This window comes from Caulobacter sp. X, from assembly GCF_002742635.1.
In the GTDB taxonomy this organism is placed as follows: Bacteria; Pseudomonadota; Alphaproteobacteria; order Caulobacterales; family Caulobacteraceae; genus Caulobacter.
Map to the genome: position 1 here is coordinate 2,196,534 of NZ_PEGF01000001.1, position 24,034 is coordinate 2,220,567.

The following is a 24,034-nucleotide window of genomic DNA, read 5'->3' on the forward strand; positions in this document are numbered from 1 at the left end:
GTTTAGCGCGGGCGAGTGCTACCAACTAAGATTGAGCGACATCCGAAGGACGCCTGGTTTGAGCCGTCAGCCTCCCCCGCCCGCCCTGTCAGACGCGCCGCTCGCGCCGGGGCTCTACCTGGTGGCGACGCCGATCGGCAATCTGCGCGACATCACCTTGCGCGCCCTGGACGTGCTGGCGGGCTGCGACGTGCTGCTGGCCGAGGACACCCGGGTCACCGGAAAGCTATTGTCCGCCTACGGAATCCGGACGCGGCTGGAGCGCCATGACGAACATGTCGCCGAGCGCGCCATTCCTGGCATCCTCGAGCGCCTCGAAGCGGGGGAGCGCGTCGCGCTGGTCTCCGACGCTGGAACGCCGATGGTGTCCGATCCTGGCTATCGCCTGGCCCGGGAGGCGATCGCGGCCGGCCATCCGGTGATCCCGATCCCCGGCGCCTCGGCGGCGCTCGCGGCCCTGACGCTCGCCGGCCTGCCGACGGACCGCTTTCTGTTCGCCGGCTTCCCGCCGCCCAAGAGCGCCGCGCGCCGCACCTTCCTGGAAGAGTTCGCCAATGTCCGCGCGACCCTGATCTTCTATGAAGGCGCGTCCCGGGTCGCCGACTCCCTTGCCGACATGGCGGCCGTATTCGGCCCAAGGCCGGCCGCAGTGTGCCGGGAGCTGACGAAGCTATACGAGACCTGCGTACGCGGAAGCCTTGCGGAGCTGGCCGCTGATCCCCGGTTCGACGCGCCCAAGGGCGAGATCGTCATCCTGGTCGGCCCCGGGGTCGAGAAGGCCGCCAGCGCGGATGACGTCGACGCCGCCCTGCGGGAGGCGCTCTCCAGGCTCCCGCTCGGCGAGGCGGCCTCCGAGGTCGCCAAGGCCTTTGGCCTGTCGCGCAAGGACCTCTATCGTCAGGCGCTCGCCCTCAAGGAGGCCGCGGGATGACGGCCAGCGCGCGCCAGATCCGGGGCGCGGCGGCGCGTAAGCTCGGCCGGCGCGCCGAGGTCCTGGCCGCGCTGTGGCTGATGGCCAAGGGCTATCGGATCCTAGGCTTCCGCCTGGCGACGCCTCTGGGCGAAATCGACCTTCTGGCGCAACGCGGCGGCGTCCTGGCCGTTGTGGAGGTCAAGCAACGGGCCACCATCGAGGACGCTCTGGACGCCGTGACGCCCACCCAGCGCGATCGCCTACGCCGCGCCGCCGCTCATCTAACCGCGCACCGGGCCGGCCTGCGCGCGCTTGAAACACGTCTCGACCTGATCGCCTTGTCGCCCGGCCGGGCGCCGCGCCATCTGCCCGACGCGTGGGGAGCCGAGCTCTCCCAAGGCGGTTGCCTATGACGCGCGACGAGGCCGAGGACATCCTCACCCGAGCCGGCCAGGGGTCCGACGAGGGTTTCCCACTGTTCGAAGCGGCTCTGGCCTGCGCCGTGCACGACGATCCCAGCCGCGACACCGCCCCGGCCGAGGCTCTGGCCGCCGAGGCGATCGAGCGCCTGCGCCGGCGACTGGAAACGGAGTCGCCAGAGGAGGCGATCGCCGAGGCGCTGGCGGGCGACCTGCGCCTGACGGGCGACGTTCTGACCTACGATCACCCGGACAACGCCGACGTGATCGCCATCGCCCACCGGCGCAAGGGGCTGCCCGTGGCGCTGGGCGTCTTCTACCTGCACGCGGCTCGCGCCGTCGGACTGGAGGTTCACGGCGTCGACTTCCCGGGGCACTTCCTGTTGCGGATTGAGACCGACGAAGGGCCGCTGGCGCTGGATCCCTTCAGCGAAGGCCGCGTGGTCCTGCCCTCGGAACTGTCCCGGCGCGCGCTTCGCACCGGCCTGATGCCGGATGTCGCCGCGCGGCTGGAACTGCTGATGGCCCCGATCTCGGATCGCGCCGTGCTGATCCGCTTGCAGAACAACATCTTCGCTCGGGCCCAGCAGGCCAAGGACTGGGTGCGGGCCGAACGCTCGGCCCTGCGTCGCGCTTTGCTCAATCCCAACGACCACCGCCCTTGGCTGGACGTCGCGGCCGCCCGCGAGGGTCAGGGGGCCCTGGCCGGCGCGCTCCAGGCTTTGTCCCGCGCCCAGGTCCTCGATGGCGGCGCGGCGATGGCGGCCCGGGCGGCGCGCGAGCGGATGCGGATGCGCCTGAACTGACGACTTGTCGGCTTCCGAAGTTGGAGCCGCGCGCAAGAACGCCTAACTAAGCCGTCGCGCCCAGACGCCGAAAGAACCCCAGGAGCCCCCATGTCGCTGCGAGTCGCCGTCCAGATGGATCCCGTCCTGGGGATCAACATCGACACCGACACGACCTTCCTGATGATGATGGAGGCTCAGAGCCGGGGTCACCGGCTGTGGTTCTACACCCCGGACAAGCTGTCGCTGGAGGACGGCCGCGTCTTCGCCCGCGCCCAGCCCCTGGAGGTCTTCGCGGAGAAGGGCGCCCACGCCAAGCTGGGCGAGCCTGTCCTGCTCGACATGAAGGACGACGTCGACGTGGTGCTGATGCGCCAGGACCCTCCGTTCGACATGGCCTACATCACCGCGACCCACTTCCTGGAGAAGGTTCACCCCCACACCCTGGTGGTGAACAATCCCGCCGAGGTGCGCAACGCGCCCGAGAAGCTGTTCGTCACCGACTTCCCCGGCGTTCAGCCGCCAACCCTGATCACCAGCGATCACGAGGCCATTTACGACTTTCGGGCCCGCCACGGCGATATCGTGCTGAAGCCGCTTTATGGCGGCGGCGGCTCTGGGGTCGCCCGCCTTTTGAAGGACGATCCGAACCTCGACGCGCTGCTTGAACTGCACGCCATGATCGGCCGCGAGCAGGTCATCGCCCAGAAATTCGTGCCGGCGGTCAGCAAGGGCGACAAGCGCGTCCTGCTGGTCGATGGCGAGCCGGTCGGCGCGATCAACCGGGTGCCCGCCGACGGCCAGGTGCGCTCCAACCTGCGGGTCGGCGGTCGCGCCGAGGCGGTCGAATTGACCGCGCGCGACCTTGAGCTCTGCAAGATCATCGGACCCGAACTAAAGCGCCGTGGACTGATCTTTGTCGGCATCGACGTCATTGGCGAGTACCTGACGGAAATCAACGTCACGTCGCCCACGGGCGCCCAACAGCTGCTGCGTTTCAGCGGCGTCAACGCCGCCGCTGTACTTTGGGAGCGCATCGAGGACATTCGCCAAGTCCGTGGGTAACTTTTCCCAACTCTCGGATTTTCCTGAAACGTTCGTTTTTCGTTCTTGCTCCTTCCCACGGCCTATGCTGCAAGTTGTGGATAAATTGATCATCCGCAAGGCAGGAGCATGGCGGCCAAAGTCGTCACGGTGGCGTTCGAAGGGGTCGAGGCGCGAAGGGTTGATGTCGAGGTCCAACTAACGACAGGGCAGCACGCCTTCGTCGTCGTTGGTCTCGCCGACAAGGCCGTGGCCGAGAGCCGGGAGCGGGTGCGCGGCGCTTTCGCGGGCCTGGGCCTTTCCTTGCCCGGCAAGCGTATTGTCGCCAACCTCGCGCCGGCGGATATGCCCAAAGAGGGCACCCATTTTGATCTCCCGATCGCCCTGGCGGTGATGGCGGCGCTCGGCGTCATTCCGCTGGACGCCCTGGATGGATGGGCGGCGATGGGCGAGCTTTCGCTAGACGGCCGCATTGTCCCCGCCGCGGGCGCGCTTCCCGCCGCCATGGCGGCGGGAGCCATGGACCTGGGCCTGATCTGCCCGGAGGCGTCAGGCCCTGAAGCCGCCTGGGCCGGCGGAACCCGAATCCTGGCGCCGCGCTCCCTGGTGTCGCTGATCAATCACTTCCGGGGCAGCCAGGTCCTCTCGGCGCCCACGCCCGGCCCCATCGTCGAGGGCGAACGCCCCAAGGACCTCCGCGACGTGAAGGGCCAGGAGCACGCCAAGCGGGCCTTGGAGATCGCCGCGGCTGGCGGCCACAATCTCTTGTTCTGCGGCCCGCCAGGCTCTGGCAAGTCGATGCTGGCGCAAAGGCTGCCCGGCCTGTTGCCGCCGCTGACCTCCGCGGAATTGCTGGAGACCTCGATGGTCCATTCGGTGGCCGGGCTGATCGCGCGCGGGACGCTGAGCCGCTCTCGGCCTTTCCGAGCGCCGCACCATAGCGCCAGCATGGCCGCTCTGACCGGCGGCGGCCATCGCGCCAAGCCGGGCGAAGTCTCATTGGCCCACAATGGCGTGCTGTTCCTGGACGAACTGCCCGAGTTCGGCGTCCAGGCGCTGGACAGCCTGCGCGCGCCCCTGGAAACCGGCGAGGTCATGGTCGCCCGGGCCAACGCTCACATCCGCTATCCGGCGCGTGTTCAGCTAGTCGCGGCGATGAACCCGTGCCGCTGCGGCCATGGCGGCGCGGGTCGCGGCGCGTGCGGCAAGGCCCCCCGTTGCCAGAAGGACTACCAGGGCCGCGTCTCCGGCCCGCTGATGGACCGGATCGACCTGGCGATCGACATGCCGGCCGTGACGGCGGCCGACCTTTCCCTGCCGCCCCCGTCTGAGGGTACGGCCGAGGTCGCCGCCCGGATCGCCCGCGCCCGTCGCCTGCAGACGGACCGCGCCGCTGAACTGGATGGCGGCGAAGCGTTGAACGGCCGTGCGGAGGGCGCCTTTCTTGAGCGGATCACCGCCCTGGATGAGTCCGGCAGGGCCCTGCTGGCGCGGGCGGCCGAGGCGGGACGCATCAGCGCTAGAGGCTGGACTCGCGTCCTGCGCCTGGCGCGGACAATCGCGGATCTCGAAGGCGTCGACGCCGTTCGCCGCGTGCACGTCGCCGAGGCGTTGGCCTATCGCCGCACGGCTAGCGTCGGCGAGGCGGCGCTACAGGGTTGACCCCCCGTTAATGGGCTCCAGCTAAGGTCGCGTCTCATGAGCGACCCCCAAGCGACGAGTGGGCGACCCGGCGTCACGCCCGAGCAGCTGGCCACCCTGAGCCATGAATTCCGCACGCCGCTGAACGGCGTGCTGGGCATGGCGCGCCTGCTCGAGAACACCAAGCTGACGGCCGAGCAGCGGGCCTATGTCACCGCCCTGCGGGAAAGCGGCGACCACCTGCTTTCGCTGGTCAATGACGTCCTGCATTTCGCGCGGCTGGGCGCGGCCTCCATCGAGCTGAGCCTCGGCCCGGTCGATATCGAAAGCCTGCTGCGCCAGGTCGCCGAACTGATGAGCCCCCGCGCGCACGAAAAGGGCGTCGAGATCGCCTGGGCCCTGACCGCGCCGCTGCCGATGATACAGGCCGACGAGGGCCGTCTGCGCCAGATCCTGCTCAATTTCGCAGGCAACGCCGTGAAGTTCACGGAAGCCGGCGGCGTCCTGCTGTCGGCCTCGGCCGGCGAGAACGGCCGCGTGCGCTTCTCGGTGGCCGACACCGGGCCTGGCGTCGCGCCCGAAGCGCGGGCTCGCATCTTCGAGGCCTTCGTCCAGACGGACATCACCCACAGCACCCAGCTTGGCGGCGCGGGCCTGGGTCTCGCCATCGTCTCGCGCCTGGCTTCGGCCATGGGGGGCGAAGTGGGCGTCGGCGGCGAAGTGGGCCATGGCGCCGAGTTCTGGTTTGAAGCGCCTTTTGAGACGGTCACGCCCGCGCCTCGCGAAGCGCCGCTGTCCGGTCGCAGCGTGGCGATCATTTCGCCCAACGCCATCGTCCGCATCGCCACGGCCCGCCAGATCGAGGCGGCCGGAGGGCGCGCCTACGCCGCCGTCGACGTCAACGCCGCCCTGACCGGCGCGCCCGCCGACGCCGTCCTGCTGATCGACGCGGCCCTGTCCGGATCGCGCGGCGCGTTCAAGCCGCCCGCGGGCCGCAAGGCCGTGGTGCTGCTGACGCCCGAGCAGCGCGACCGCATAGATCCGCTGAAGGCCACGGGCTTCAGCGGTTATCTGATCAAGCCACTACGAACCGCCTCTCTGGTCGCCCAGGTGCTGCAGGCCGACACCGCCGAGGCCGCGCCCGGTCCGAACGGTCACCATGACGACGACCGCATCGTCGGCGCCGTGGCCCACGGGGTGCGGGTGCTGCTGGCCGAGGACAATCCGATCAACGCCTTGCTGGCCCGCACCCTGCTGGAACGCGAGGGCTGCAAGGTCGACCGCGTCGCCGACGGCGAACAGGCGATCGCGGCCGCCGTGGCCGGGTCCTACGATCTGATCCTGATGGATCTGCGCATGCCCGGCATGTCGGGGGTCGACGCCGCTCGCAAGCTCCGCGCCAAGGGTGTCGCCGCCCCGATCGCCGCGCTGACGGCGGACGCCTTCGACGAGGACAAGCGCGCCTGCCTGGCCGCCGGCATGGACGACTTCCTGGTCAAGCCGCTGACTCAGGAAGCCCTGCGCGACGTGCTGACCCGCTGGACGACGTCTGGCGTCGCCGGCTGGACGAAAAGCGCGACGCGATCCAAGGTCGCCGGCTGAAGCGGGGGCGGTTCCCTCGCCGAGGATTCCGCCGCATGACCGAGCAGACCGAGGGCGCCAAGACCAAGCCCGAGAAGAAGAGCCTGCTGCAAACCCTCGCCTTCTTCGGCGAGCGCCGTAGCCTGGTGATGCTGGGTCTGGGGTTCGCGTCCGGCCTGCCCTTCATGCTGATCTTCGACACCCTGTCGCTGTGGCTGCGCGACTCGGGGCTGTCGCTGGCGGTGATCGGCTTCTTCAGCCTCGCGACCCTATCCTTCTCCTTCAAGTTTCTTTGGGCCCCCTTGATCGACCGGGCCAAGGTCCCCGTTCTGCATCGCCTGCTGGGTCATCGACGAGCATGGATGCTGGTGTTCCAGAGCGCGATGGTCCTGGGCCTCTGGGCCATATCGACCATGAACCCCGCCAATCAACTGGGCGTCCTGGCCGCCACGGCCGTCGCCGTCGGCTTCGCCACCGCTTCACATGACATCGTCATCGACGCCTGGCGGATCGAGGTCGCCGATAAGGAGGAACAGGGCCCGATGGTCGTGGCCTACCAGTGGGGCTATCGCGTCGCCATGATCGCGGCAGGGGCCGTGCCGCTGCTGCTCGCCGAGCGCTACGGATGGAACCTCTCGTATGCGGCCATGGGGGTGATCGTCGGGATTGGCATCTTGGCCACCCTGTGGGCGCCGCGCGAGGCCGAGCACAGCATCCGCCCGATCCCGACCGACGACGTCGTCCAGCCCCGCGCCTTGGAAGTGCTGGAATGGCTGGCCCGTTTGGGGGTCCTGGTTCTCGGCGCCTTGGCCTTGGGGTCGGGCCTCGCCGGCGACGCCACCCTGCTTTCCAAGCTGATCGGCGGACAGGCGCTGGCGGACGCCTGGACCGCCAAGCCGAACGGCGTCTGGCTTCAGCTGTTGGGCGTGGCGGCTGGCCTCGTCATCGTCGTGATCGCCGCTTGGCCGATCCCGAAGGTGCGCACCAAGCCCGGCGTCTACATGTCGAAAGCGTTCGGCGAGCCGCTAGGCGAATTCCTCACCCGCTTCCAAGGCGTCGCCGGCCTGATCCTGGCGGCGATCTGTGTCTATCGCGTCTCGGACTTCGTGCTGAACATCATGAACCCGTTCTACCGGGACATGGGCTTTTCTCTGACCGAGATCGCCGAGATCCGGAAGGTATTCGGCATCATCGCCTCCATGATCGGCGTGTTCCTGGGCGGCGTGGTCGTGGCGCGCCTGGGCCTGATGAAGGCGCTGGTCATCGGCGCCTTCGCCCAGCCGATCAGCAATCTGATGTTCGCCCTGCTGGCCATGAGCGGTCACAACATCCCGATGCTGTTCACGGCGATCTGCCTGGACAACATCGCCGGCGGCGTCGCGGGCACGGCCCTGATCGCCTACATGTCGAGCCTGACCTCGGCGGGCTTCACCGCCACTCAATATGCGCTGTTCTCGTCGCTCTACGCCCTGCCCGGCAAGCTGATCGCCTCGCAGTCCGGACGCATCGTCGAGGCGTCGGCACAAGCGGCCGAGCACGGCGGTCCGATCGGCGTGTTGAAGGGTTTGTTCACGCGCCTGCCGCCCGAGAGCTTCACCGCCGCCGGCGCCAAGCTCGGCGTCAGCGCCCAGGCCATGGCGGCGGGCTACACGACCTTCTTCATCTATACGGCGTTGATCGGCCTGGTGGCGATCGTCCTGTCGTTCATGGTCGCGGCGCGCCAGAAGCCAGACGAGACACCAGCCTAAGCCTAGACCGCCAGGCACACCACCTGGGCGACCCGCAGGTCGCGGCGCAGGCCGTCGGCCACGCGGCCGTAGTTCTCGGTGGTGATCGGCTCGCTCGGCGCGAATTCCGATGGCGAGGGATGACGGCGGGGGCCCAGCAGCGTCTTCAGGGTCTCGGGCGCGGTCGTGTAGATGCGCCCGCGCCGCGGGGCTTCGGCCACCGTGACGCCGATCACCCGGCCGGCCGCGTCCAGCGCCGGCGCGCCGGACAGACCCGACAGCGTGCCCTTCAAGGTGTCGGTGCGGCCAACCTCGGCCCACACCAGCACCGGCTCGGTGCGCGCGCCTCGGCCGTGAACCACCAGGTTCTCGCGCCCCAGCAACCGCGAGGCCGCTTCGCCTGGATGGCCCTGCGGGAAGCCGGGATGATAGGCGCGCGCGCCGCGTCTCAACGGTTGATCGATACCCAGCGGCACGGCGGGCGCGCCGCCCTCGGTGGTCAGGAGCGCCGCGTCGGCGCGGGGATCCACGTGCACCCTGGCCGCGACCCCGCGCCCGTCGGCGACCACGATCGCCGCCTGCTTGCAGCCATCGACCACGTGGCGCGCCGTCAGCCAGGCGCCGTCGTCGCCGATCGAGAAGGCGGTGCCCGATCCCGGCTCGGGGCGCTCGGGCACCTGCACCACGATGGACGGATCAAACGGCGAGGACGGCCCCAGCGGCAGCCCTTCCTCGCCAGGGACGGGCGGCGGCGGCGGCGGCGCGTCGGATCGCTCCTGGCGTCCGACGGCGACGATCAGCAGGGCGCTGACCACCGCCGCATAGACCAGCCAGTCAGGGAGTTTGGGGAAATGCACGGGGACGCTCCGCGTCCGCTCAGCCGGCCACGGCGGCGGCGAGGATCAGGGCCGTGGCGAGCTTGGCGCCGACCAGCAGGGCCGCGGCCGAGATCTCGCCGTCCTGAATGCGTTCGGGCAAACCTTTCAGGACCATGTCGGTGCAACGGAAGACAAGCAGTTGCACAGCCGTGGTCGCCGCCCCCCAGATGACGATCTCGACCACGGAGGTCGCCGCGCTCAGCGACACAGCCAGAGGAACGGCAAGGCCGACCATCACCCCGCCCAGCGACAGGGCGGCCGCGGAGTTGCCCTCGCGGATCAGGGTGATCTCCTTGTGCGGCGTCATCAGCGCATAAAGCGTGGTGCCCAGGATCAGCATGATCAAGGTCACCCCCGCATGCAGGAGGGTGATCGGAAAGCCGGTGGCGAAGGCCTGGACCTCGGGCGACTGGAGCTGGGACGGCATGGACGCGAACTACCCCCGGAAAGGTGCGATCTCCTGACTAACACGGCAAGCGGAGGCTTGCGTAGGGGGCGCGTGCGCGACCGAATTACTTGTAGAAGCCCTCTCTGAGATTGAGGCCGTGTTCGACGAAGACCTTCAGGGCGCAGAGCATGCCGGTCCAGCCCTCGCAATTGCCGAACGCGGCCTTCTCTCCGGCCGGAGTGTCGCTCCAGCCCGCCTCGTGGATCTTCACCAGGGTGCGGCCGTCGCCGGTGTCGGCGAAGGTCATGGTGACCGTCGTCTTGTAGGTCGCGCCGGGCTCCGAAGCGCCCCAGCGAAGAACGATCTTCTCGTTTGAGATGACCTCGATCACCTCGACCGGGAAAGCGCCGGGAAAGTCATGGAAGTCCCAGGTCACGGTCGCTCCAGTCTCGAGCCGCCCCTGGGCGCCGCCTGTCGTGAAATAGCCGGACAGCTTCTTGGGATCGACGACGGCCTCGAAGACCTCGGCGACGGGCTTGGCGATCCGGCCGCTGACGGTGAATTCGTGAGACATGGAGCCTCTCCATCCTTGATGAGCGCGACCATGTGTTATAATTTTATAACATGTCAAGCGAAGACGAAGCCGACCTGATCTTCAAGGCCCTGAGCCACCGAGCGCGGCGGCGGATCCTGGATCTGCTGAAGGCCGAGTCGCTGACGACCGGCATGCTGTGCGCGCGGTTTCCCGACCTGGACCGCTGCACGGTCATGCAGCACCTGGGCGTGCTCGAGGAGGCCGGTCTGGTCGTCGCCGAGCGGCGCGGACGCGAGCGTTGGAACCACCTGGACGCGCTACCGATCCACGCCATTCACGAGCGCTGGATCGGCCCCTACGCGGCCTATGCGGCGAGCATGCTGAGCCGGCTAAAGAAGACGGTGGAGGCGAGCGAGGAGGCTTAGGCCGCCTCGTCGTCATCCTCGCTGAGCACGCCAGCCATCGCGGCCAGCGACAGCTTGCGCAGGGCGCTGGCGCGAACCTTCTCGCTCTCGCTCTTCAGCTGACCGCAGGCGGCCAGGATGTCGCGGCCGCGCGGGGTGCGGATCGGCGAGGAATAGCCGGCCTTGTTGAGGATCGCGGCGAAGGCCTCGATCGTCGCCCAATCCGAGCATTGATAGTCGCTGCCCGGCCAGGGATTGAACGGGATGAGGTTGATCTTGGCCGGAATGCCCTTGATCAGCTTGACCAGGGCGCGCGCTTCCTCGGGGCTGTCGTTCACGCCCTTGAGCATCACGTACTCGAAGGTCACGCGGCGGGCGTTCGACAGGCCCGGATAGGCGCGGATGCCGGCCATCAGCTCGGCGATCGGATATTTCTTGTTCAGCGGCACCAGCACGTCGCGCAGGGCGTCGTTGGTGGCGTGCAGGCTGATCGCCAGCATGGCCTGGGTCGTCTCGCCCAACTTGCCCAGCATGGGGACCACGCCCGAGGTCGAGACCGTGATCCGGCGACGCGAGATGCCGATGCCCTCGTTGTCGCTGATGATCTCGATCGCGTCGGCGACCTGGCCCAGATTGTACAGAGGCTCACCCATGCCCATGAACACGATGTTCGAGAGCTGGCGATCCTCCTTGTCCGACGGCCATTCGCCCAGGTCGTCCTTGGCGACCTGCACCTGGGCGACGATCTCGGCGGTCGTCAGGTTGCGGACCAGCGGCTGGGTGCCGGTGTGGCAGAAGCTGCAGTTCAGGGTGCAGCCGACCTGGCTGGAGACGCACAGGGCGCCGGCGCGGCCGACGCCTGGAATGAAGACGCTCTCGACCTCGATGCCGGGCGCCATGCGGATCAGCCACTTGCGAGTGCCGTCCTGGCTGACCTGGCGCTCGACGATCTCGGGACGGGCGATCGTGAAGGCCTCGGCGAGACGCGCGCGGGTCTCCTTGGCGACGTCGCTCATCGCCGCGAAGTCGGTGACGCCGCGATGGTGCATCCAGCGGAAGATCTGGGTCGCCCGCATCTTGGCCTTGCCGTGCTCGACCACGCCGCTCTCGACCAGGGCGGCGACCAGCTGCGGGCGCGTGAGGCCCGACAGGTTGACCAGCGGCTTGGTGACGGGGGTTGCGGGCGCGGCGTCGGACGAGACGCGCGACAGGTCGAGGGTGACGCTCAAGGGGGGGTCCGGATCTTCGGGGCTGAGGCGGACATATAGCAGGTCCGGGCCGGTTTTCCAAAAGGGCCGGGCGCCGCGGGCCCTTAGACCTTCCGGAAGCGCCCGCCCTGGTTGGCCATCAGGGCCAGGGCCCAGTCGTCGGGCAGGACCTTGGCCACGGCGGCGATCGCCTTGTTGGGCGAGCCCGGCACGCAGATCGGGCGGTTGGCTTCGGCGGCCTCGTAGCCGGCGGCCGCGACCTCGTCGGCGCCCAGCCACATCCAGTCCGGCACGCCCTGACTGACCTGGGCGCGGGTGCCGTTGACGTCGTGGAATTCCGAATAGGTGAAGCCGGGGCACAGGGCGCTGACATGCACGCCGGTCGACAGGTTTTCCAGATGCAGGCTCTGGGAGAACTTCACCAGGAAGCCCTTGGTGGCGGCGTAGAGCGTGTGACCGGCCGCGCCGGGAACCAGGCCCGCCAGCGAGGCGACATTGGTGATCCGCCCGAACCGGCGCTCGACCATGCCCGGCAGCACCTTGTGGGTCATCTCGCAGACCGAGGTCAGCATCACCTGCAGGAAGGTCGCCTGGTCGGCCCAGCTCGTCGTCGCATAGGTCCCAGGCAGGCCGTAGCCGGCGTTGTTGACCAGGGCGTCGACCACCCGCCCCTGCTCGGCGATGGCGGCCAAGACCGTATCGGCGCCCGCCGGCTCGGCGAGGTCCGCGGCGACGGCGTAGGCTTCGACGCCCGAGCGGAGCTTGATCTCGGCGGCCAGCGCCTCGAGCCGATCGGCGCGCCGCGCGGTCAGCACCACGTCATAGCCATGGCTGGCGTAGATGCGGGCCGAGGCGGCGCCGATGCCGGCGGAAGCGCCGGTGATCAGGGCGAGACGACGAGCCATGCGGTCATCCGATCAAAGCAAAAAACGTCGCCGGACAGCAGCACGGCCGACGATTTGGTTCAAGCCGCGCCGCCGCGCGCCACGAACCAGCCGTTACGGAAGGCTTGGTCGGCCTTGCCGTAGATGAACGGCGAGCCGTCGGGTTGGGTGAAGGTCCCTCCGGCGGCGACCAGCACCGCGTGGGCGGCGGCGGTATCCCACTCGGAGGTCGGGCCGTGGCGCGGATAGATGTCCGCCGAGCCCTCGGCGATGCGGCACATCTTGATCGAGGAATCCATCGCCGCCCGCAGATCAAAGCCATACTCGGCGGCCAGTTCGGCGGCCTTCTCCTCGCGCATGGTGTGGCTGATCAAGCCCAAGGCCTTGCCGGTCGGCCAGGGGCGCACGCGCGCCGGAACCTCTGGCGCATCGGGCCCCATGCGCTTCATCGCGCCGGCGGCCGTCGTGTACCAGACCTCGCCGGTCGCCGGCGCGCAGACGGCGCCCGCGACCGGCAGGCCGTTCTCGATCAGGCCGATATTAACGGTGAAGTTCGGGTCGCCGCGCACGAAGGCCTTCGTGCCGTCCACCGGATCGACCAGGAAAAAGCGCGAACCGACGGCGTCGGGCGTCCCGAACTCGCTGGCGTGCTCCTCTGAGATCACGGTAACGGCGGGAAACGCTTCGGACAGGCGCTGCAGGATCAGGCGTTCACCCGCCCGGTCGGCCTCGGTGACAGGGCTCTCGTCCGCCTTCTGGGCGACGGCCAGCTCGGTCCGCCAGAACGGCAGGATGACCGTCGCCGCCTCCTCGGTGATCCGGGCCAGGGGTCGGCCCCAGTCGGCCAGGGTCTTGGTCGTTTCGCTCATGCCTGTCCCCGGGGATCGTCGCCGACGAACTCCAGCCGGACGCGCCGGCCGTCGATGGTCTGCTTGCCCGCCTCTTCGAAATTGACGGTGACCCGATGTCCGATCATGGACTGAACCTGACCCAGACCCCAGTCGGGCTGGTCGGGATGGCGCACCAGGACGCCCGGCTCTAGAAACGGATCCATAACGGCCTTCCTGTAGAGGCTTGGCCCAGTTTGCCAAAGCCTCAAATCACGGCAGAGTCCGGCTCTATGACCGATATCGTCCCCGAGACCGTTCCCGCGACCCCAGCGCCAGCGCAAACGGACGTGCAAGGCCCCGACTTCGCCGCCATGCTGGCCGCGCGCCTGTGCCATGACTTCATCAGCCCGGCCAGCGCGATCGTCTCGGGCCTGGACCTGCTGGAAGACCCGGCCGCCCAGGACATGCGCGACGACGCCATGAACCTGATCGCCTCGTCGGCCCGCAAGCTGGCGGACCTGCTGCAATTCACCCGCGTGGCTTTCGGCGCTTCGGCCTCGGCCGAAAACTTCGACAGCCGCGAACTGGAAAAGCTGGCGCAAGGCGTCTTCGCTCATGTGCGCCCGACCCTGAACTGGGCGATCGAGCCCCAGGCCATGAACAAGCCGTCCGCGCGGGCCGTGCTCAACATCGCCCAGATCGCCGCCAGCGCCCTGCCGGCCGGCGGCGTGGCGACGGTCAAGGGCGTCGCGGCCGATGGTCGCTTCTCCATCATCGCCGAGGCGGTCGGCCCGCGCGCCCGCCTGCGCCCCGAGGTGCTGGCCGGCCTGAAGGGCGAGCCCCTGGCCGAGGGCCTGGGCGGTCCGTGGGTGCAGGCGGCCTATCTGAACGCCCTGGTCCGCGCGGCCGGCGGACAGATTGCGTGCGAGGTTGGCGAGGATCGCGCCTCGATCGCGGCCTGGGTGCCCGCCTAGCGCCTTCATCGCGCTGGAAAATTCGGCAAACCGGTCCTTAACCAGAAGCCTCCATCTTGGCCCTCTGGATTGGAGCACGCCGTGAAGACCTGCCTGGTGGTCGACGACAGCCGGGTGATCCGCAAGGTCGCCCGCCGAGTCCTCGAGGACATCGGCTTCGACATCGCCGAGGCTTCCGACGGCATGGAAGCCCTGGCCTGGTGTCGCGCGGCCATGCCTGACGCGGTGCTGCTCGACTGGAACATGCCGGTCATGAACGGCCTCGAGTTCCTGCGCCACCTGCGCAAGGAGCGAGGCGGTGACACGCCCAAGGTCATCTTCTGCACGGTCGAGAACAGCATCGACCGCATCCGCGAGGCGCTGGACGCCGGCGCGGACGAGTACATCATGAAGCCGTTCGACGGGGACATCATCCAGGCGAAGTTCGCCGAGGCGGGCCTGCTGTGACCCCTGAGCATATCGACCTTCTGGCCGCGCTGGGGCGCGCCCGCGCCGGCCTGCGCGTCGAGGTCGAAAAGCCCTACCTGATCGAAAGCCGCCTGACGCCGCTGGTGCGGCGCGAGGGCTTCGAGAGCATCGAAGCCCTGATCGACGAACTGCGCGCGAAGCGGGAGGAGCGGCTGATCTGGGCGGTCGTCGAGTCGCTTTGTCGAACCGAGACGACCTTCTTCCGCGGACGGGAAGCCTTCGCGGCCCTGCGCGATGGCGTGCTGCCCTCCCTGTCTCATCGTCGCGACGCGCCGCTGCGGATCTGGAGCGCGGCCTGCGCAACGGGCCAAGAGGTCTATTCGGTGGCGATGGCCGCCGCCGAGGCGACCGGGCTGGCGCCGGGGACGCGGTTCGAATTCTTCGGCTCCGACCTTTCCGAACGGTGCCTGGAGAAGGCCCAAAGCGGCCTCTACACCCAGTTCGAAGTCCAGCGCGGCCTGCCGATCCGCATGTTGGTCAAGTATTTCGAGAACCAGGACGACACCTGGACGATCTCGCCGCGCATCCGGCAGATGGTGCGTTGGCGGCGGATCAATCTGCTGTCCGACCTCTCGGCGCTGGGCGTGTTCGACGTGATCCTGCTGCGCAATGTCCTGCGCAACATGACGCCGGCGCTGCGCGACAAGGTCATCCGCAGCCTTGCCGGCCGGCTCGCCCCAGATGGCGTGCTGGCGCTGGATCCAGAGGACGACGTCGCGGGCCTCAGCGACATTCTCGTCGCCGCGCCTGGCGGCGCCGGCCTCTACCTACGCGACCCGACGATCGGAACGGCCGCGGCCGCGTAACGCCTTCAAGCCCTGCGGAATTTCGTCTGCAGACGAGCGAGGGCCGCGCCGCCCGCGACCCCGGCCAGCATCTCGCCGACCCGGGCCAACACGCCGGCTCGCGCCGGCGGCAAGGCCGCGAAGGCTGGCGCGAGCTTGCGAAACAAGATCGGGTGCGCGTCGACCCCGACGATGGCCTCATGCAGCCCCATGGCGTCCACGACGGCGCGAGCGGCCTTGCGCCATTCGATCGGCGGCGCCACGCCGTGAGGGGCCGGCGCGCGGCAGTCCGAGAAATCAGGCCGCACGCCACAGCCGGCGGCGATCGCGGCTTCGATCTCACGCGCATAAGCTTGGTCCCGCGCCAATCGATCCACGTCGATCACCAGATCGGCGTAGGGCAGCGCCTTGAGGTGAGACGCCAGCCAGACGGCCAGGAAGGCTTGAAAGGAAAGCGTCGCCGGCCGGCGCTTGAGCGCTCGGCGCACCGCCGCCAGACGCTGGGACAACGCTCCGGAACCGTCGAACGCGCGCCCCAGAATCTGTCTGGCGGCGTCGCGCCAGACCGCCATCTCCGACAACAGGACGTAGTGGCAAAGCTCGAAATAGGTGGGCCTGGGGCGACGGCGCAACGAATAGAACGATAGCCACTGCTGCACGGGATCGCGCACCAGGACGATGTGAAAGCCGCCAAATCGTTTCTTGAGCCATCCCGCGCGCCCAAGCGTCCGGCAACAGGCCAGAACTGGCGTCTCGCCGCGGATCCGCGCGGCCTCGATGAGCCGCTCGACATAGGCCTGCTGGGCCAGATCGCTGGCTTCAGGTTCGATCCAGAAACGATCCAAGGCGAAGCTGGCGTCAAAGCGCTGAACGCCGCCGTTCTCGTCGAGGACAACCTCGAACTCCTTGAGGTAGGGCTCGCTGCCGCCGGGGTGTCTCAGGCCGCTGTTGGCGGGCGTCTCGGCGCGGATCGTCTCTGCCGTCACACCGGCCAGTTGCTCATGCCAAGGCTCATAATAGGCTCGAACATTCGGCGCCGCGCGAAAGCGATGCCAGATGTACGTGCTGGAACACCGCCAGCCGCTATGAACAAAGACAACGCCGTTCGACAATCAATCGGTCCCTCTTCCGGAGGGGCCAAAATTCACCGGCTGTTTTTCAGGGGTATCTCTCGCGAGCGCTTCTCGTTTGCGATGCCGTAACACTTAGCTTGGAGCTGAAAGAAAAAGGCCCGCCGTCGCCGGCGGGCCTCTGTCTCAAAAGACTTTGAACGTCAGTTGTTCTTGACGTCCTTGGCCGTGTCGCTGACGGCGCGACCGGCCGACGAGACGTCCTTGCCGGCGCCTTCGACCGTATTGCAGGCCGCGACCGACAGGCTGGCGGCGAGGGCGGCCAGGATCACCAGTTTACGCATGCTCTTCTCCGCTGTTGCCCCCCAGGTCACCATGGGAAGGCTGTGACTTCATCGCCCGGAGAGAACGTGAGCGGCGAAGCTCGGTTCCGGCGCAGGTTCGCAGATTCAGGTCGCCGATCCGACCGCGAGCGGCGTGGGGAAGATGAGCCGAACCGTGAGGCCCCGGGGATCCTGCGTCTCGAAGCACACCTTGCCGCGAAGCTGGCGCGCGAAGGCGGTCATCAAGGTTCGACCGACGCCGCCCCCCAGGCTGTCCGCGGCCCCCGGCCCATCGTCGCTGATCGAAAGCTCGGCCTCCTCGCCCCGCACATGAAAGCTGACCCGAAGCGTCCCTCCCGTCGCGCCGAAGGCGTGCTTCTGCGCGTTTGTGATGGCCTCGACGGCGAACAAGGCGATCGGCGCGAGACGATCGGGATCGATCACTAGGGGATCGGCATGGACCTCGGTCCGCACCAGGTTGGACGTCCCCATGTCGTTCGCCAGCAGCTGGGCGGTCAGCTCTTCCAGGAACGGACGCAGGTCCACCCGCTTCAGATCAGGCCCTTGATAGAGCGCGCGATAGATCTGGGCCAAGGCCGTGATCCGCTGCCGCGTATCGTTCATCGCCGCCTTCGCCGCCGGATCGGCCAGGGCGCGCTGCTGCATGTTGAGCAGCGAGGTGATGATCTGCAGGTTGTTCTTCACCCGGTGATGGATCTCGCGCATCAGCGCGTCCTTCTCCGCCAGGCTGTCCATCAGCGAGGCGTCGCGGGCGACGATGGCGCCGGCCATGGCGTCCAGCGTAGCGGCCAGTTCACGGATCTCGGGCGGCGCGCGCTCGGCCTGAAGAGGCCGCACCGTGAAGCGTCCACGCGCATAGATCGCGGCGACGCGTTGCAGATAGACGATCCAGCGGATCACCCCTCGCTCGGCGGTGAACCACACAGCCGCCAGACCCAGGACGAACGCCAGCAAGGGCAGAAGCAAGCGCGAGATCGGATTGATCCACGCCCAGGACAACAGCCGCGGCGCCGGCGCCGAGAGGATGACGAAGACATTGTCATCGACCAAGGGCGCGGCCGAGAATGTTCGATCCCGACGTTGAGCGTCTCGCGCGCTCCAAAGCGCGGCGCCCCGCTGCTTGGCGACCGCGCGCCAACCGCTGGGCGGCGCGCTGAAAGCGGCCGAATTCGTCGCCGCGAACACCCGTCCGCGCGAGTCCGCCAAGGCCACCTCGGCGCCGCCAGGCAGGAAGCGATTGGCGGTCTCCAGCTTGAGATCGTCCAGCGTGAGCACCGCGGCCATAGCGCCTTCAAACCGCTCCGGCGAGCCCGCGCGAACTGCGGCCAGAACGGCCGGTTCGTTGGCGTAGACCGCGCCAGGCTCGGCGGCGACGACCAGATTGGCGCCGCCTCGAAGCGACTGGAACCAGCTTCGCGCGCCGCGCTGGGCGTCATAGGGCGTCGTGGCGGCGGCGCAGGCGACCCGCCCGCGAGCGTCAAAGCGGATCAGGTTCGCGTAGCCAGGCAATCGGGCTCGCATGTCGGCCAGACGCTGGGCGCACTCCAGCCCGACCGTGCCCGGACCCAGGGTCTGCAGCAGCACGCCCGCCGACTCGATCCGCGCGCGAGCGACGGCCGCGCTGCGTCCCGCGGCTAGCTCCAGGCTCTGGCGGCGCGAGTCCGCCTCCGCGCGGAACGCGAAGACGGATTGCAGGCCGCCAAGAAGCAGCACAGGCAGCAGCGCCACGCACAAGGCTATGGCGAGACGAACCCGGATCGATGTGACGGCCTGCGTGGCGCGGCCGGCGAGCGCATTCACCGCAGGGAGCTCAGCCGCTCCGCGTCGGCCAGAATGGCGTGCATCGCATCGCCGGCGGCCGCGCCGTCGCGGTCGTAGGCGCCCGCTTCAAGGATGGCTTGCAAGGCGCGACGAGCCCGGCTGACACGGCTCTTCACCGTACCCACCGCGCAGCCGCAGATATCGGCCGCTTCTTCGTAGGCGAACCCGCCGGCGCCCACCAGGATCAGCGCTTCGCGTTGCTCGGCGGGCAGCATGGCGAGGCCGAGGCGGAGCTCGTCGAGGGCCACCGGCGCTTCAGGGTCATCGACAGCCACCAAGGTCCGCTCAGCGGCTTCCTGGTCGAGCTGGCTCTGGCGCCAGCTGCGGCGCTTCTCGGAATAGAATTGGTTACGCAGGATCATGAAGGTCCACGCCTTCATGTTCGTGCCCAACTGGAAGCTGGCGCGCGCATCCCAGGCCTTCATCATGGCGTCCTGCGCCAGATCGTCGGCCGCGGTCGGATCGCCCGTCAAAGTCCGGGCGAAGGCGCGCAGATGCGGGATCAGAGTGACCAGCTCGCGCTTGAACAGCGCGTCGCGCGCGGGATCGGGCGCCGAACGCCCCACCTTTTCTTCGGCCATGCTCATTGGCCTCCCGTCGGCGGCTCTGCCTTGCGCAGAATATCGAGGAATTCGTCCGGCACGGGCTCGTTGACGACCTCGTCGAACATCTGGCGCAGCTTCACGCCGATGGCCTGTTGGCGCAGACGCGCCTCATCAAGCGCCGCGGCGCTCTTGCGTTTGTCTTCCATGGGTACGTGTTCGATCATGTCCTCGACACCGAAGTGCATCGGCGTCCGCCCCCTTTGGCCGAATGTCTTTCCGCCGGATGACAACGTGCTTTTCCGTACCGGGTTCCATAAGCTTGGGCATAAGATGTCAAAAATCCTCGACTGACGGAACCGGTGAGTTGAGGAGGCGTTATGGGCCTTCGACGGAACGGCGCAGCTTTGCCGTGCGTTCTACGGTTTTCGAGACACCGCATCGGGAGGGGTCATGAGTCTTCTAGCTCGGCTGGCGCCGCATCTGCCTTACATCCGCCGTTACGCTCGCGCCCTGACCGGCGACCAGACCACTGGCGATCACTATGTCCGTGTGGCGCTTGAGGCCCTCGCGGCCGGCGAGCGTTCCCTGGACGCCGACCTTTCGCCGCGCGTGGCGCTCTATCGCGTGTTCCACGCCATCTGGCTGAGCTCCGGCGCCCAGCTTGAGGCCCGTCGTGACGAAAGCATCTCGTCGGCGGACGACGCCGCTCAACGTCTGATGCGTATCGCCCCGCGCTCGCGCCAGGCTTTCCTGCTGACCGCCCTGGAAGGCTTCACCCCGACCGAAGCCGCCCAGATCCTGGACTGCGACTTTGGCGAGATCGAACGCCTCATCGCCGACGCCCAGGCCGAGATCGACGCCGAACTGGCGACCGACGTCCTGATCATCGAGGACGAGCCGGTGATCGCCGCCGACATCGAGGCGCTGGTCCGGGAGCTGGGCCACGACGTCACGGACATCGCCGCCACCCGTGGCGAGGCTGTCGACGCCGTCGCGCGCCGCACCCCTGGCCTGGTGCTGGCCGACATCCAGCTGGCCGACGGCTCATCGGGCATCGATGCGGTCAAGGACATCCTGGGTCGCCTTGACGTGCCGGTGATCTTCATCACGGCCTTCCCGGAACGCCTGCTGACGGGGGAGCGTCCGGAGCCGACCTTCCTAATCACCAAGCCCTTCCAGCCGGAAACGGTGAAGGCGGCGATCGGCCAGGCGCTGTTCTTCCATCCGCGACGGACCCGAAAGGCCGCCTAACGACGCAAGACTTCCAAATGATAACGGCCTCCCGATCGGGAGGCCGTTTTTCTTTGGTCGATCGCCCGGCGTTTATGGCGTTTGGCGCGCCGGCTGCTGCGCCGTCGTTCCCGACTGCGCCTCAGCCGGCGTCGTGGCGCCCGTGTTGGCGTCCACGGCGGCCAGATCCTTGGCGCGGAAACTCCAGGCGCCGAACAACGCCATGGCGGCAAGCACGGTCGACACGATGAGGATCCAGAAGATGTGGCGACCAAAGCGCCCTTGCCGCGCCCGCGTGGCGCTGACGCGAGGACCGGAGGACGTCTGTTCGGCGTGATGATGGATGTCGGTGGGCATGGTGTCCTACCTCCTGAAAAGTCCTAGGGAGCCCAGGACGTGGTGATATCGGCGCGGGCCAATGCGGCGGCGCGATGATTGAAGCCCATCACGGTGGCGGCGGAGATCGCGCTGGCGGCGATCACGGCCAGGGCCATGAGCCGCGTACGCGTGCGGCGCTGACGCTCGGTGAGCGCTTGGACAAAAACCGTTCCGCCATGCTGGGCCTGATAGGTCCGGATCACGACGCAGCTCCCCAAATGCGACGGCCCTCTCGCCGCCTGGAAAGTCAACGCCTCCCCTACCCAGCTGTTCCCGCGCGGCGGCCGTGCGGGGGAATGCGAAAAAAATCGCGCCTAGCGGGAACTCTTTTTGATACGCGCCGTTTTCATCTTCGCGAAGGCGGCGACGCCCCCCCGACTTGAGGCTGGCGCAAGCCAGCCTGCCGCCTTCGCACCCCCCTTTGTTGATGCGAACTCAGGCGGACCGGCTATCCGGCCCGCCCTTCTTCGTTCAACTCAGCGGGTGGGCGGCGCGAGATCGAAGATGATGTCAGCGCGTCGGCGCAATGGCGCGGCGACGCCCGAAGACGCAGCGCCCACGTCGCCCAAGGCCGCGAGATCGAAATCCGCCTTGCCAAATCCATGCGCCGCCAAGGCGCTGGACACGGTGTCGGCCCGGCGCTTGGAAAGCGCCAGATTGGCTTGCGACGCGCCCACCGCATCGGCCAGTCCGACAACCCTCACGCCGCGGACCTGACAGCCCCGAGCCTGCGCTCGAGCGCCGGCCAGGACCATTCTAGCCTCAGGCGTCAGGGCGGCGCTGTCCTGGTCGAAATAGATCGATGACGTGAAGCCAGCGCAGCTCGGGCCCGCCGCCGCGACAGGCTTCTTCAGGTTCCGCCAAGGGCCAGCGGTCTCGGCGCAGGCCGCCAGCGACAGAGCGGCGGCGATCAAAATGGCGGCGTTCGTCGTCTTCATGGTTCCCTCCTCCAGATGCGCGAGCACGAAAAAGGCGACCGGCCGGACCGATCGCCTTTCGATGAACCAAGCCGCCCCGCCCTAGTAGCGGGGGGCGCCGTCTTCCCAATAGTAACGGCCGCTGCGGGAGTCGTAGTAGTAATAGCGCCCCGCGCGCTCGTCATAATACTGGCGGCGATTGACCGAATTGGCGCCGCAGCCGCCGTCCTCCCGGCAGCCCTTGACCGCGCCGACCGTGCCGCCCAGGGCCGCGCCCACGGCCGCGCCGGTGCTGGCGCTGCCGCCGCCGACATTGTTGCCGATCACCGCGCCCGCGAGCGCGCCGAGCGCCGCGCCTCCGGCGGCGTTGCGCTCCACATTGCCGGTCGAGGTGCACGCCGCGGCGAGCACACCCACGCCCATCAGGGCGATCATGGTCGTCTTCATCTTGGCTCTCCGTTCCGAGCTTGTCCCCTGCCCGACAAACGGCCACCGTCCGGGAGGGTTCCGTGCGAAGCGGAACCATGGCCGCTTCCAGGCCGTTGGGTCGGCGAGTTTCGCGAGACAGGGGGCGCCCGTGCGGCGGATCGATATCGTCGTCAACACCGCCTCGGGGTCGGTCGGCCCGGACGCGCCGGCCGTAGCCGAGCGCATGCTCGCCGAGCATGGTGTGAACGGGCGCGTCCACGCCCCTCAGACCCATGAGCTGGCGATGTGCCTGCGGGACGTCATCGACTCCGCGCCGGACGCCGTCCTGGTCCTCGCGGGCGACGGCACCGCGCGCGCCGCGGCCGAGTTGGCCGGGCCGGATGGACCGATGATCGCGCCCCTGCCCGGCGGGACCATGAACATGCTGCCCCACGCCCTCTACGGCGAGCGACCATGGCGAGATGTGATGGCTGACTGCCTGACGGCGGGCGAGGCGCGGATGATCTCGGGCGGCGAAGTCGGCGGCCGTCTGTTCTTTGTCGCCGCCATCCTGGGCAGCCCCGCCCTGTGGGCGACGGCGCGGGAGGCCGCGCGCGAAGGCCGCTTTGACCTGGCGGTCGCCCGGGCGCGACGAGCATTCCAGCGCGCGTTTTCGGGCCGGCTGCGCTTTGTACTCGACGGACGCCCCAAGCAGCGGGCCGAGGCGCTCACCTTGATGTGTCCGCTAGTGTCGACCGCCTTGGACGCGGAAGAACGGGCTCTGGAAGCCGCGGCCCTGGATCCTTCAAGCGCGCTGGACGTCTTTCGCCTCGGCTTCAACGCCGCCCGCGGCCAGTGGCGCGAAGACCCGTCGGTCTCCGTCGGCCGTTGCCGAACCGGCCGGGTCTGGGCGGGCGGGCGCATTCCGGCGATCCTGGACGGCGAGCCGGCGCGTTTCGATCCCAAGGTCTCGATCCGCTTCCGTCCGAAGGCGTTCCGCGCTCTGGTTCCTCCCGCATGAAGCTGGTCCAGGTCTCGGACATCCATTTCGGCGGCGAGAACCGCAAGGCCGTGGAGGCCGCGACGCAGCGGATCCACGAAGAGGCGCCCGATCTGGTCGTCGTCGCCGGCGATCTCACGCTCGATGGCAAGACATCGGAGTTCAATGCGGCGGCGGCGTGGATCGATAGCCTTCCGCGACCGACGCTGGTCGTTCCCGGCAATCACGACACGCCCTTCGTGGGGCCAAGCGAACTTTGGGTCCGGTTCACGCGTCCCTGGCGGCGGTTCAAGGATCGGTTCGGACCGGAGGACGGTGTGGACTGGCGCGGACCCGGCCTCACCGTCACGTCCCTCAACACGGCGCGCGCCGCCCAGCTGCGTTGGAACTGGTCCAAGGGCGCGGTTTCGCGAAGCCAGATCCGCCGCGTCGTTGACGTCCTGAAGGCCGCCCCCTCGAACGATTTGAAGGTGGTGGTCTGCCATCATCCGCTGATGGAGGTCCTGGGCGGACCGATGACGGCGAGGGTCCGCGGCGGCGTCGACGCCGCCAACCGCCTCGTCGAGGCCGGCGCTGACATCGTGCTGTCGGGTCACATTCACCTGCCGTTCGTGACCGCAATTCCATTCGGCGACGGCAAGGCTCAGCTGGTCGGCTCCGGCACCCTGTCCCTGCGCGAGCGCGGCGCCGCGCCGGGCTTCAACGTCATCGACGCGGATTCGGGCTGCGTCCGGGTGACGGCCCTGGCCTATGAGCGCGGCCGCTTCGAGGTCTGGCGCACCTGGGCGTTCGATCGGCGCTAAAAAGCAAAACGGCGCGACCCGAAGGCCGCGCCGGTCGAATGCTTGATAGGCGTC

Annotated in this window: 30 protein-coding genes; 14 read left to right on the forward strand and 16 right to left on the reverse strand. The window is 68.5% G+C overall.

Annotation, left to right across the window (positions count from 1 at the left end):
- The first annotated feature begins 58 nt into the window (after positions 1 to 58).
- The 7 genes from rsmI to CSW60_RS10145 all read left to right on the forward strand — a co-directional run bounded on the left by rsmI (position 59) and on the right by CSW60_RS10145 (position 8,131).
- Entirely contained in the window at positions 59 to 931 is an 873-nt protein-coding gene (rsmI, locus tag CSW60_RS10115; protein ID WP_099537121.1) for a 16S rRNA (cytidine(1402)-2'-O)-methyltransferase, read from the forward strand.
- Positions 928 to 1,326: a YraN family protein gene (locus tag CSW60_RS10120; protein WP_099537122.1), complete on the forward strand. Its 399-nt coding sequence runs from the start codon at positions 928 to 930 to the stop codon at positions 1,324 to 1,326. Before rsmI ends, CSW60_RS10120 begins: the two co-directional genes overlap by 4 nt.
- Positions 1,323 to 2,138 (forward strand): SirB1 family protein, encoded by an 816-nt coding sequence (locus CSW60_RS10125; protein WP_099537123.1) that lies wholly within the window; start codon positions 1,323 to 1,325, stop codon positions 2,136 to 2,138. Before CSW60_RS10120 ends, CSW60_RS10125 begins: the two co-directional genes overlap by 4 nt.
- A gap of 90 nt (positions 2,139 to 2,228) precedes the next feature.
- Positions 2,229 to 3,182 (forward strand): glutathione synthase, encoded by a 954-nt coding sequence (gene gshB / locus CSW60_RS10130; protein ID WP_099537124.1) that lies wholly within the window; start codon positions 2,229 to 2,231, stop codon positions 3,180 to 3,182.
- A 108-nt stretch (positions 3,183 to 3,290) separates the two neighbouring features.
- Positions 3,291 to 4,823 carry a YifB family Mg chelatase-like AAA ATPase gene (locus CSW60_RS10135; protein ID WP_099537125.1) on the forward strand — a complete coding sequence of 511 codons (1,533 nt, stop codon included), beginning with the start codon at positions 3,291 to 3,293 and terminating at the stop codon, positions 4,821 to 4,823.
- Positions 4,824 to 4,859: 36 nt separating this feature from the next.
- Complete coding sequence (locus CSW60_RS10140; RefSeq protein ID WP_099537126.1) at positions 4,860 to 6,404, forward strand: response regulator; 1,545 nt, start codon at positions 4,860 to 4,862, stop codon at positions 6,402 to 6,404.
- Positions 6,405 to 6,439: 35 nt separating this feature from the next.
- Positions 6,440 to 8,131, forward strand: a complete 1,692-nt coding sequence (locus CSW60_RS10145) for an MFS transporter (RefSeq protein ID WP_099537127.1) — start codon at positions 6,440 to 6,442, stop codon at positions 8,129 to 8,131.
- Positions 8,132 to 8,133: 2 nt separating this feature from the next.
- On the opposite strand, the gene CSW60_RS10150 is transcribed toward CSW60_RS10145, so the two are convergent.
- The 3 genes from CSW60_RS10150 to CSW60_RS10160 form a co-directional block, all read right to left on the reverse strand.
- Positions 8,134 to 8,967: a serine protease gene (locus tag CSW60_RS10150; protein WP_099537128.1), complete on the reverse strand. Its 834-nt coding sequence runs from the start codon at positions 8,965 to 8,967 to the stop codon at positions 8,134 to 8,136.
- A 19-nt stretch (positions 8,968 to 8,986) separates the two neighbouring features.
- Positions 8,987 to 9,415 (reverse strand): DUF350 domain-containing protein, encoded by a 429-nt coding sequence (locus CSW60_RS10155; protein WP_066687768.1) that lies wholly within the window; start codon positions 9,413 to 9,415, stop codon positions 8,987 to 8,989.
- 85 nt (positions 9,416 to 9,500) lie between these two features.
- Entirely contained in the window at positions 9,501 to 9,950 is a 450-nt protein-coding gene (locus tag CSW60_RS10160) for an SRPBCC family protein (protein ID WP_099537129.1), read from the reverse strand.
- Between the two features lie 50 nt (positions 9,951 to 10,000).
- Between CSW60_RS10160 and CSW60_RS10165 the strand changes: the two genes are divergently transcribed.
- The gene (locus CSW60_RS10165) at positions 10,001 to 10,336 is read left to right on the forward strand and encodes a helix-turn-helix transcriptional regulator (RefSeq protein WP_099537130.1); all 336 of its coding nucleotides are present in this window, start codon (positions 10,001 to 10,003) and stop codon (positions 10,334 to 10,336) included.
- On the opposite strand, the gene rlmN is transcribed toward CSW60_RS10165, so the two are convergent.
- The 4 genes from rlmN to CSW60_RS10185 form a co-directional block, all read right to left on the reverse strand.
- Positions 10,333 to 11,544 carry a 23S rRNA (adenine(2503)-C(2))-methyltransferase RlmN gene (gene rlmN, locus CSW60_RS10170; protein ID WP_099537131.1) on the reverse strand — a complete coding sequence of 404 codons (1,212 nt, stop codon included), beginning with the start codon at positions 11,542 to 11,544 and terminating at the stop codon, positions 10,333 to 10,335. The two genes, CSW60_RS10165 and rlmN, sit on opposite strands and share 4 nt — an antisense overlap.
- Positions 11,545 to 11,627: 83 nt before the next feature.
- A complete protein-coding gene (locus CSW60_RS10175; protein ID WP_099537132.1) occupies positions 11,628 to 12,428 on the reverse strand; it encodes an SDR family oxidoreductase in 801 nt (266 codons plus the stop codon).
- A gap of 59 nt (positions 12,429 to 12,487) precedes the next feature.
- Entirely contained in the window at positions 12,488 to 13,276 is a 789-nt protein-coding gene (gene cysQ, locus CSW60_RS10180; RefSeq protein WP_099537133.1) for a 3'(2'),5'-bisphosphate nucleotidase CysQ, read from the reverse strand.
- Positions 13,273 to 13,461, reverse strand: coding sequence for a DUF3553 domain-containing protein (locus CSW60_RS10185; protein ID WP_099537134.1), 189 nt, complete (start codon positions 13,459 to 13,461; stop codon positions 13,273 to 13,275). Before CSW60_RS10185 ends, cysQ begins: the two co-directional genes overlap by 4 nt.
- 66 nt (positions 13,462 to 13,527) lie before the next feature.
- Here CSW60_RS10185 and chpT point away from each other — a divergent pair, with 66 nt between their 5' ends.
- The 3 genes from chpT to CSW60_RS10200 all read left to right on the forward strand — a co-directional run bounded on the left by chpT (position 13,528) and on the right by CSW60_RS10200 (position 15,485).
- Positions 13,528 to 14,211 (forward strand): histidine phosphotransferase ChpT, encoded by a 684-nt coding sequence (chpT, locus tag CSW60_RS10190; protein WP_099537135.1) that lies wholly within the window; start codon positions 13,528 to 13,530, stop codon positions 14,209 to 14,211.
- Positions 14,212 to 14,280: 69 nt separating this feature from the next.
- A complete protein-coding gene (locus tag CSW60_RS10195) occupies positions 14,281 to 14,658 on the forward strand; it encodes a PleD family two-component system response regulator (RefSeq protein WP_201723009.1) in 378 nt (125 codons plus the stop codon).
- Positions 14,655 to 15,485 (forward strand): protein-glutamate O-methyltransferase CheR, encoded by an 831-nt coding sequence (locus CSW60_RS10200; protein WP_099537136.1) that lies wholly within the window; start codon positions 14,655 to 14,657, stop codon positions 15,483 to 15,485. Before CSW60_RS10195 ends, CSW60_RS10200 begins: the two co-directional genes overlap by 4 nt.
- Before the next feature lie 5 nt (positions 15,486 to 15,490).
- Here CSW60_RS10200 and CSW60_RS10205 read toward each other — a convergent pair whose 3' ends face one another.
- The 5 genes from CSW60_RS10205 to CSW60_RS10225 form a co-directional block, all read right to left on the reverse strand.
- Positions 15,491 to 16,450: a hypothetical protein gene (locus tag CSW60_RS10205; RefSeq protein WP_236634241.1), complete on the reverse strand. Its 960-nt coding sequence runs from the start codon at positions 16,448 to 16,450 to the stop codon at positions 15,491 to 15,493.
- A gap of 287 nt (positions 16,451 to 16,737) precedes the next feature.
- Positions 16,738 to 16,878, reverse strand: coding sequence for an entericidin A/B family lipoprotein (locus CSW60_RS10210; RefSeq protein WP_099537138.1), 141 nt, complete (start codon positions 16,876 to 16,878; stop codon positions 16,738 to 16,740).
- Positions 16,879 to 16,983: 105 nt separating this feature from the next.
- On the reverse strand, positions 16,984 to 18,678 hold the full coding sequence (locus tag CSW60_RS10215; RefSeq protein ID WP_304441753.1) for a sensor histidine kinase: 1,695 nt from the start codon (positions 18,676 to 18,678) through the stop codon (positions 16,984 to 16,986).
- The gene (locus CSW60_RS10220; RefSeq protein WP_099537139.1) at positions 18,675 to 19,280 is read right to left on the reverse strand and encodes a sigma-70 family RNA polymerase sigma factor; all 606 of its coding nucleotides are present in this window, start codon (positions 19,278 to 19,280) and stop codon (positions 18,675 to 18,677) included. Before CSW60_RS10220 ends, CSW60_RS10215 begins: the two co-directional genes overlap by 4 nt.
- Before the next feature lie 2 nt (positions 19,281 to 19,282).
- Entirely contained in the window at positions 19,283 to 19,468 is a 186-nt protein-coding gene (locus CSW60_RS10225; protein WP_167535166.1) for a NepR family anti-sigma factor, read from the reverse strand.
- 226 nt (positions 19,469 to 19,694) lie between these two features.
- Between CSW60_RS10225 and CSW60_RS10230 the strand changes: the two genes are divergently transcribed.
- A complete protein-coding gene (locus CSW60_RS10230) occupies positions 19,695 to 20,495 on the forward strand; it encodes a response regulator (RefSeq protein WP_099537140.1) in 801 nt (266 codons plus the stop codon).
- A 72-nt stretch (positions 20,496 to 20,567) separates the two neighbouring features.
- Here the strand turns inward: CSW60_RS10230 and CSW60_RS10235 are convergent, their stop codons facing one another.
- The 4 genes from CSW60_RS10235 to CSW60_RS10250 all read right to left on the reverse strand — a co-directional run bounded on the left by CSW60_RS10235 (position 20,568) and on the right by CSW60_RS10250 (position 22,216).
- On the reverse strand, positions 20,568 to 20,831 hold the full coding sequence (locus CSW60_RS10235; protein WP_099537141.1) for a hypothetical protein: 264 nt from the start codon (positions 20,829 to 20,831) through the stop codon (positions 20,568 to 20,570).
- A gap of 23 nt (positions 20,832 to 20,854) precedes the next feature.
- Positions 20,855 to 21,055 (reverse strand): hypothetical protein, encoded by a 201-nt coding sequence (locus CSW60_RS10240; RefSeq protein ID WP_099537142.1) that lies wholly within the window; start codon positions 21,053 to 21,055, stop codon positions 20,855 to 20,857.
- A gap of 273 nt (positions 21,056 to 21,328) precedes the next feature.
- The gene (locus CSW60_RS10245) at positions 21,329 to 21,790 is read right to left on the reverse strand and encodes an OmpA family protein (protein ID WP_099537143.1); all 462 of its coding nucleotides are present in this window, start codon (positions 21,788 to 21,790) and stop codon (positions 21,329 to 21,331) included.
- An 81-nt stretch (positions 21,791 to 21,871) separates the two neighbouring features.
- Complete coding sequence (locus tag CSW60_RS10250; RefSeq protein WP_099537144.1) at positions 21,872 to 22,216, reverse strand: YMGG-like glycine zipper-containing protein; 345 nt, start codon at positions 22,214 to 22,216, stop codon at positions 21,872 to 21,874.
- Between the two features lie 130 nt (positions 22,217 to 22,346).
- Here CSW60_RS10250 and CSW60_RS10255 point away from each other — a divergent pair, with 130 nt between their 5' ends.
- A complete protein-coding gene (locus CSW60_RS10255; RefSeq protein WP_099537145.1) occupies positions 22,347 to 23,198 on the forward strand; it encodes a diacylglycerol kinase family protein in 852 nt (283 codons plus the stop codon).
- Positions 23,195 to 23,980, forward strand: a complete 786-nt coding sequence (locus CSW60_RS10260; protein WP_099537146.1) for a metallophosphoesterase — start codon at positions 23,195 to 23,197, stop codon at positions 23,978 to 23,980. The genes CSW60_RS10255 and CSW60_RS10260 overlap by 4 nt, the downstream gene beginning before the upstream one ends.
- Positions 23,981 to 24,034 lie beyond the last annotated feature (54 nt).

Bases quoted from the DNA above. Each gene is read 5' to 3' on its own strand.
- CSW60_RS10245 (WP_099537143.1), bottom strand. From the start codon at position 21,790: ATGAAGACGACGAACGCCGCCATTTTGATCGCCGCCGCTCTGTCGCTG.
- CSW60_RS10220 (WP_099537139.1), bottom strand. From the start codon at position 19,280: ATGGCCGAAGAAAAGGTGGGGCGTTCGGCGCCCGATCCCGCGCGCGAC.
- CSW60_RS10160 (WP_099537129.1), bottom strand. From the start codon at position 9,950: ATGTCTCACGAATTCACCGTCAGCGGCCGGATCGCCAAGCCCGTCGCC.
- CSW60_RS10250 (WP_099537144.1), bottom strand. From the start codon at position 22,216: ATGAAGACGACCATGATCGCCCTGATGGGCGTGGGTGTGCTCGCCGCG.
- CSW60_RS10230 (WP_099537140.1), top strand. From the start codon at position 19,695: ATGAGTCTTCTAGCTCGGCTGGCGCCGCATCTGCCTTACATCCGCCGT.
- CSW60_RS10145 (WP_099537127.1), top strand. From the start codon at position 6,440: ATGACCGAGCAGACCGAGGGCGCCAAGACCAAGCCCGAGAAGAAGAGC.
- CSW60_RS10210 (WP_099537138.1), bottom strand. From the start codon at position 16,878: ATGCGTAAACTGGTGATCCTGGCCGCCCTCGCCGCCAGCCTGTCGGTC.
- CSW60_RS10185 (WP_099537134.1), bottom strand. From the start codon at position 13,461: ATGGATCCGTTTCTAGAGCCGGGCGTCCTGGTGCGCCATCCCGACCAG.
- cysQ (WP_099537133.1), bottom strand. From the start codon at position 13,276: ATGAGCGAAACGACCAAGACCCTGGCCGACTGGGGCCGACCCCTGGCC.
- CSW60_RS10225 (WP_167535166.1), bottom strand. From the start codon at position 19,468: ATGATCGAACACGTACCCATGGAAGACAAACGCAAGAGCGCCGCGGCG.
- CSW60_RS10155 (WP_066687768.1), bottom strand. From the start codon at position 9,415: ATGCCGTCCCAGCTCCAGTCGCCCGAGGTCCAGGCCTTCGCCACCGGC.
- CSW60_RS10260 (WP_099537146.1), top strand. From the start codon at position 23,195: ATGAAGCTGGTCCAGGTCTCGGACATCCATTTCGGCGGCGAGAACCGC.
- CSW60_RS10235 (WP_099537141.1), bottom strand. From the start codon at position 20,831: ATGCCCACCGACATCCATCATCACGCCGAACAGACGTCCTCCGGTCCT.
- CSW60_RS10140 (WP_099537126.1), top strand. From the start codon at position 4,860: ATGAGCGACCCCCAAGCGACGAGTGGGCGACCCGGCGTCACGCCCGAG.
- CSW60_RS10125 (WP_099537123.1), top strand. From the start codon at position 1,323: ATGACGCGCGACGAGGCCGAGGACATCCTCACCCGAGCCGGCCAGGGG.
- gshB (WP_099537124.1), top strand. From the start codon at position 2,229: ATGTCGCTGCGAGTCGCCGTCCAGATGGATCCCGTCCTGGGGATCAAC.
- CSW60_RS10135 (WP_099537125.1), top strand. From the start codon at position 3,291: ATGGCGGCCAAAGTCGTCACGGTGGCGTTCGAAGGGGTCGAGGCGCGA.
- chpT (WP_099537135.1), top strand. From the start codon at position 13,528: ATGACCGATATCGTCCCCGAGACCGTTCCCGCGACCCCAGCGCCAGCG.
- CSW60_RS10165 (WP_099537130.1), top strand. From the start codon at position 10,001: ATGTCAAGCGAAGACGAAGCCGACCTGATCTTCAAGGCCCTGAGCCAC.
- CSW60_RS10120 (WP_099537122.1), top strand. From the start codon at position 928: ATGACGGCCAGCGCGCGCCAGATCCGGGGCGCGGCGGCGCGTAAGCTC.
- CSW60_RS10175 (WP_099537132.1), bottom strand. From the start codon at position 12,428: ATGGCTCGTCGTCTCGCCCTGATCACCGGCGCTTCCGCCGGCATCGGC.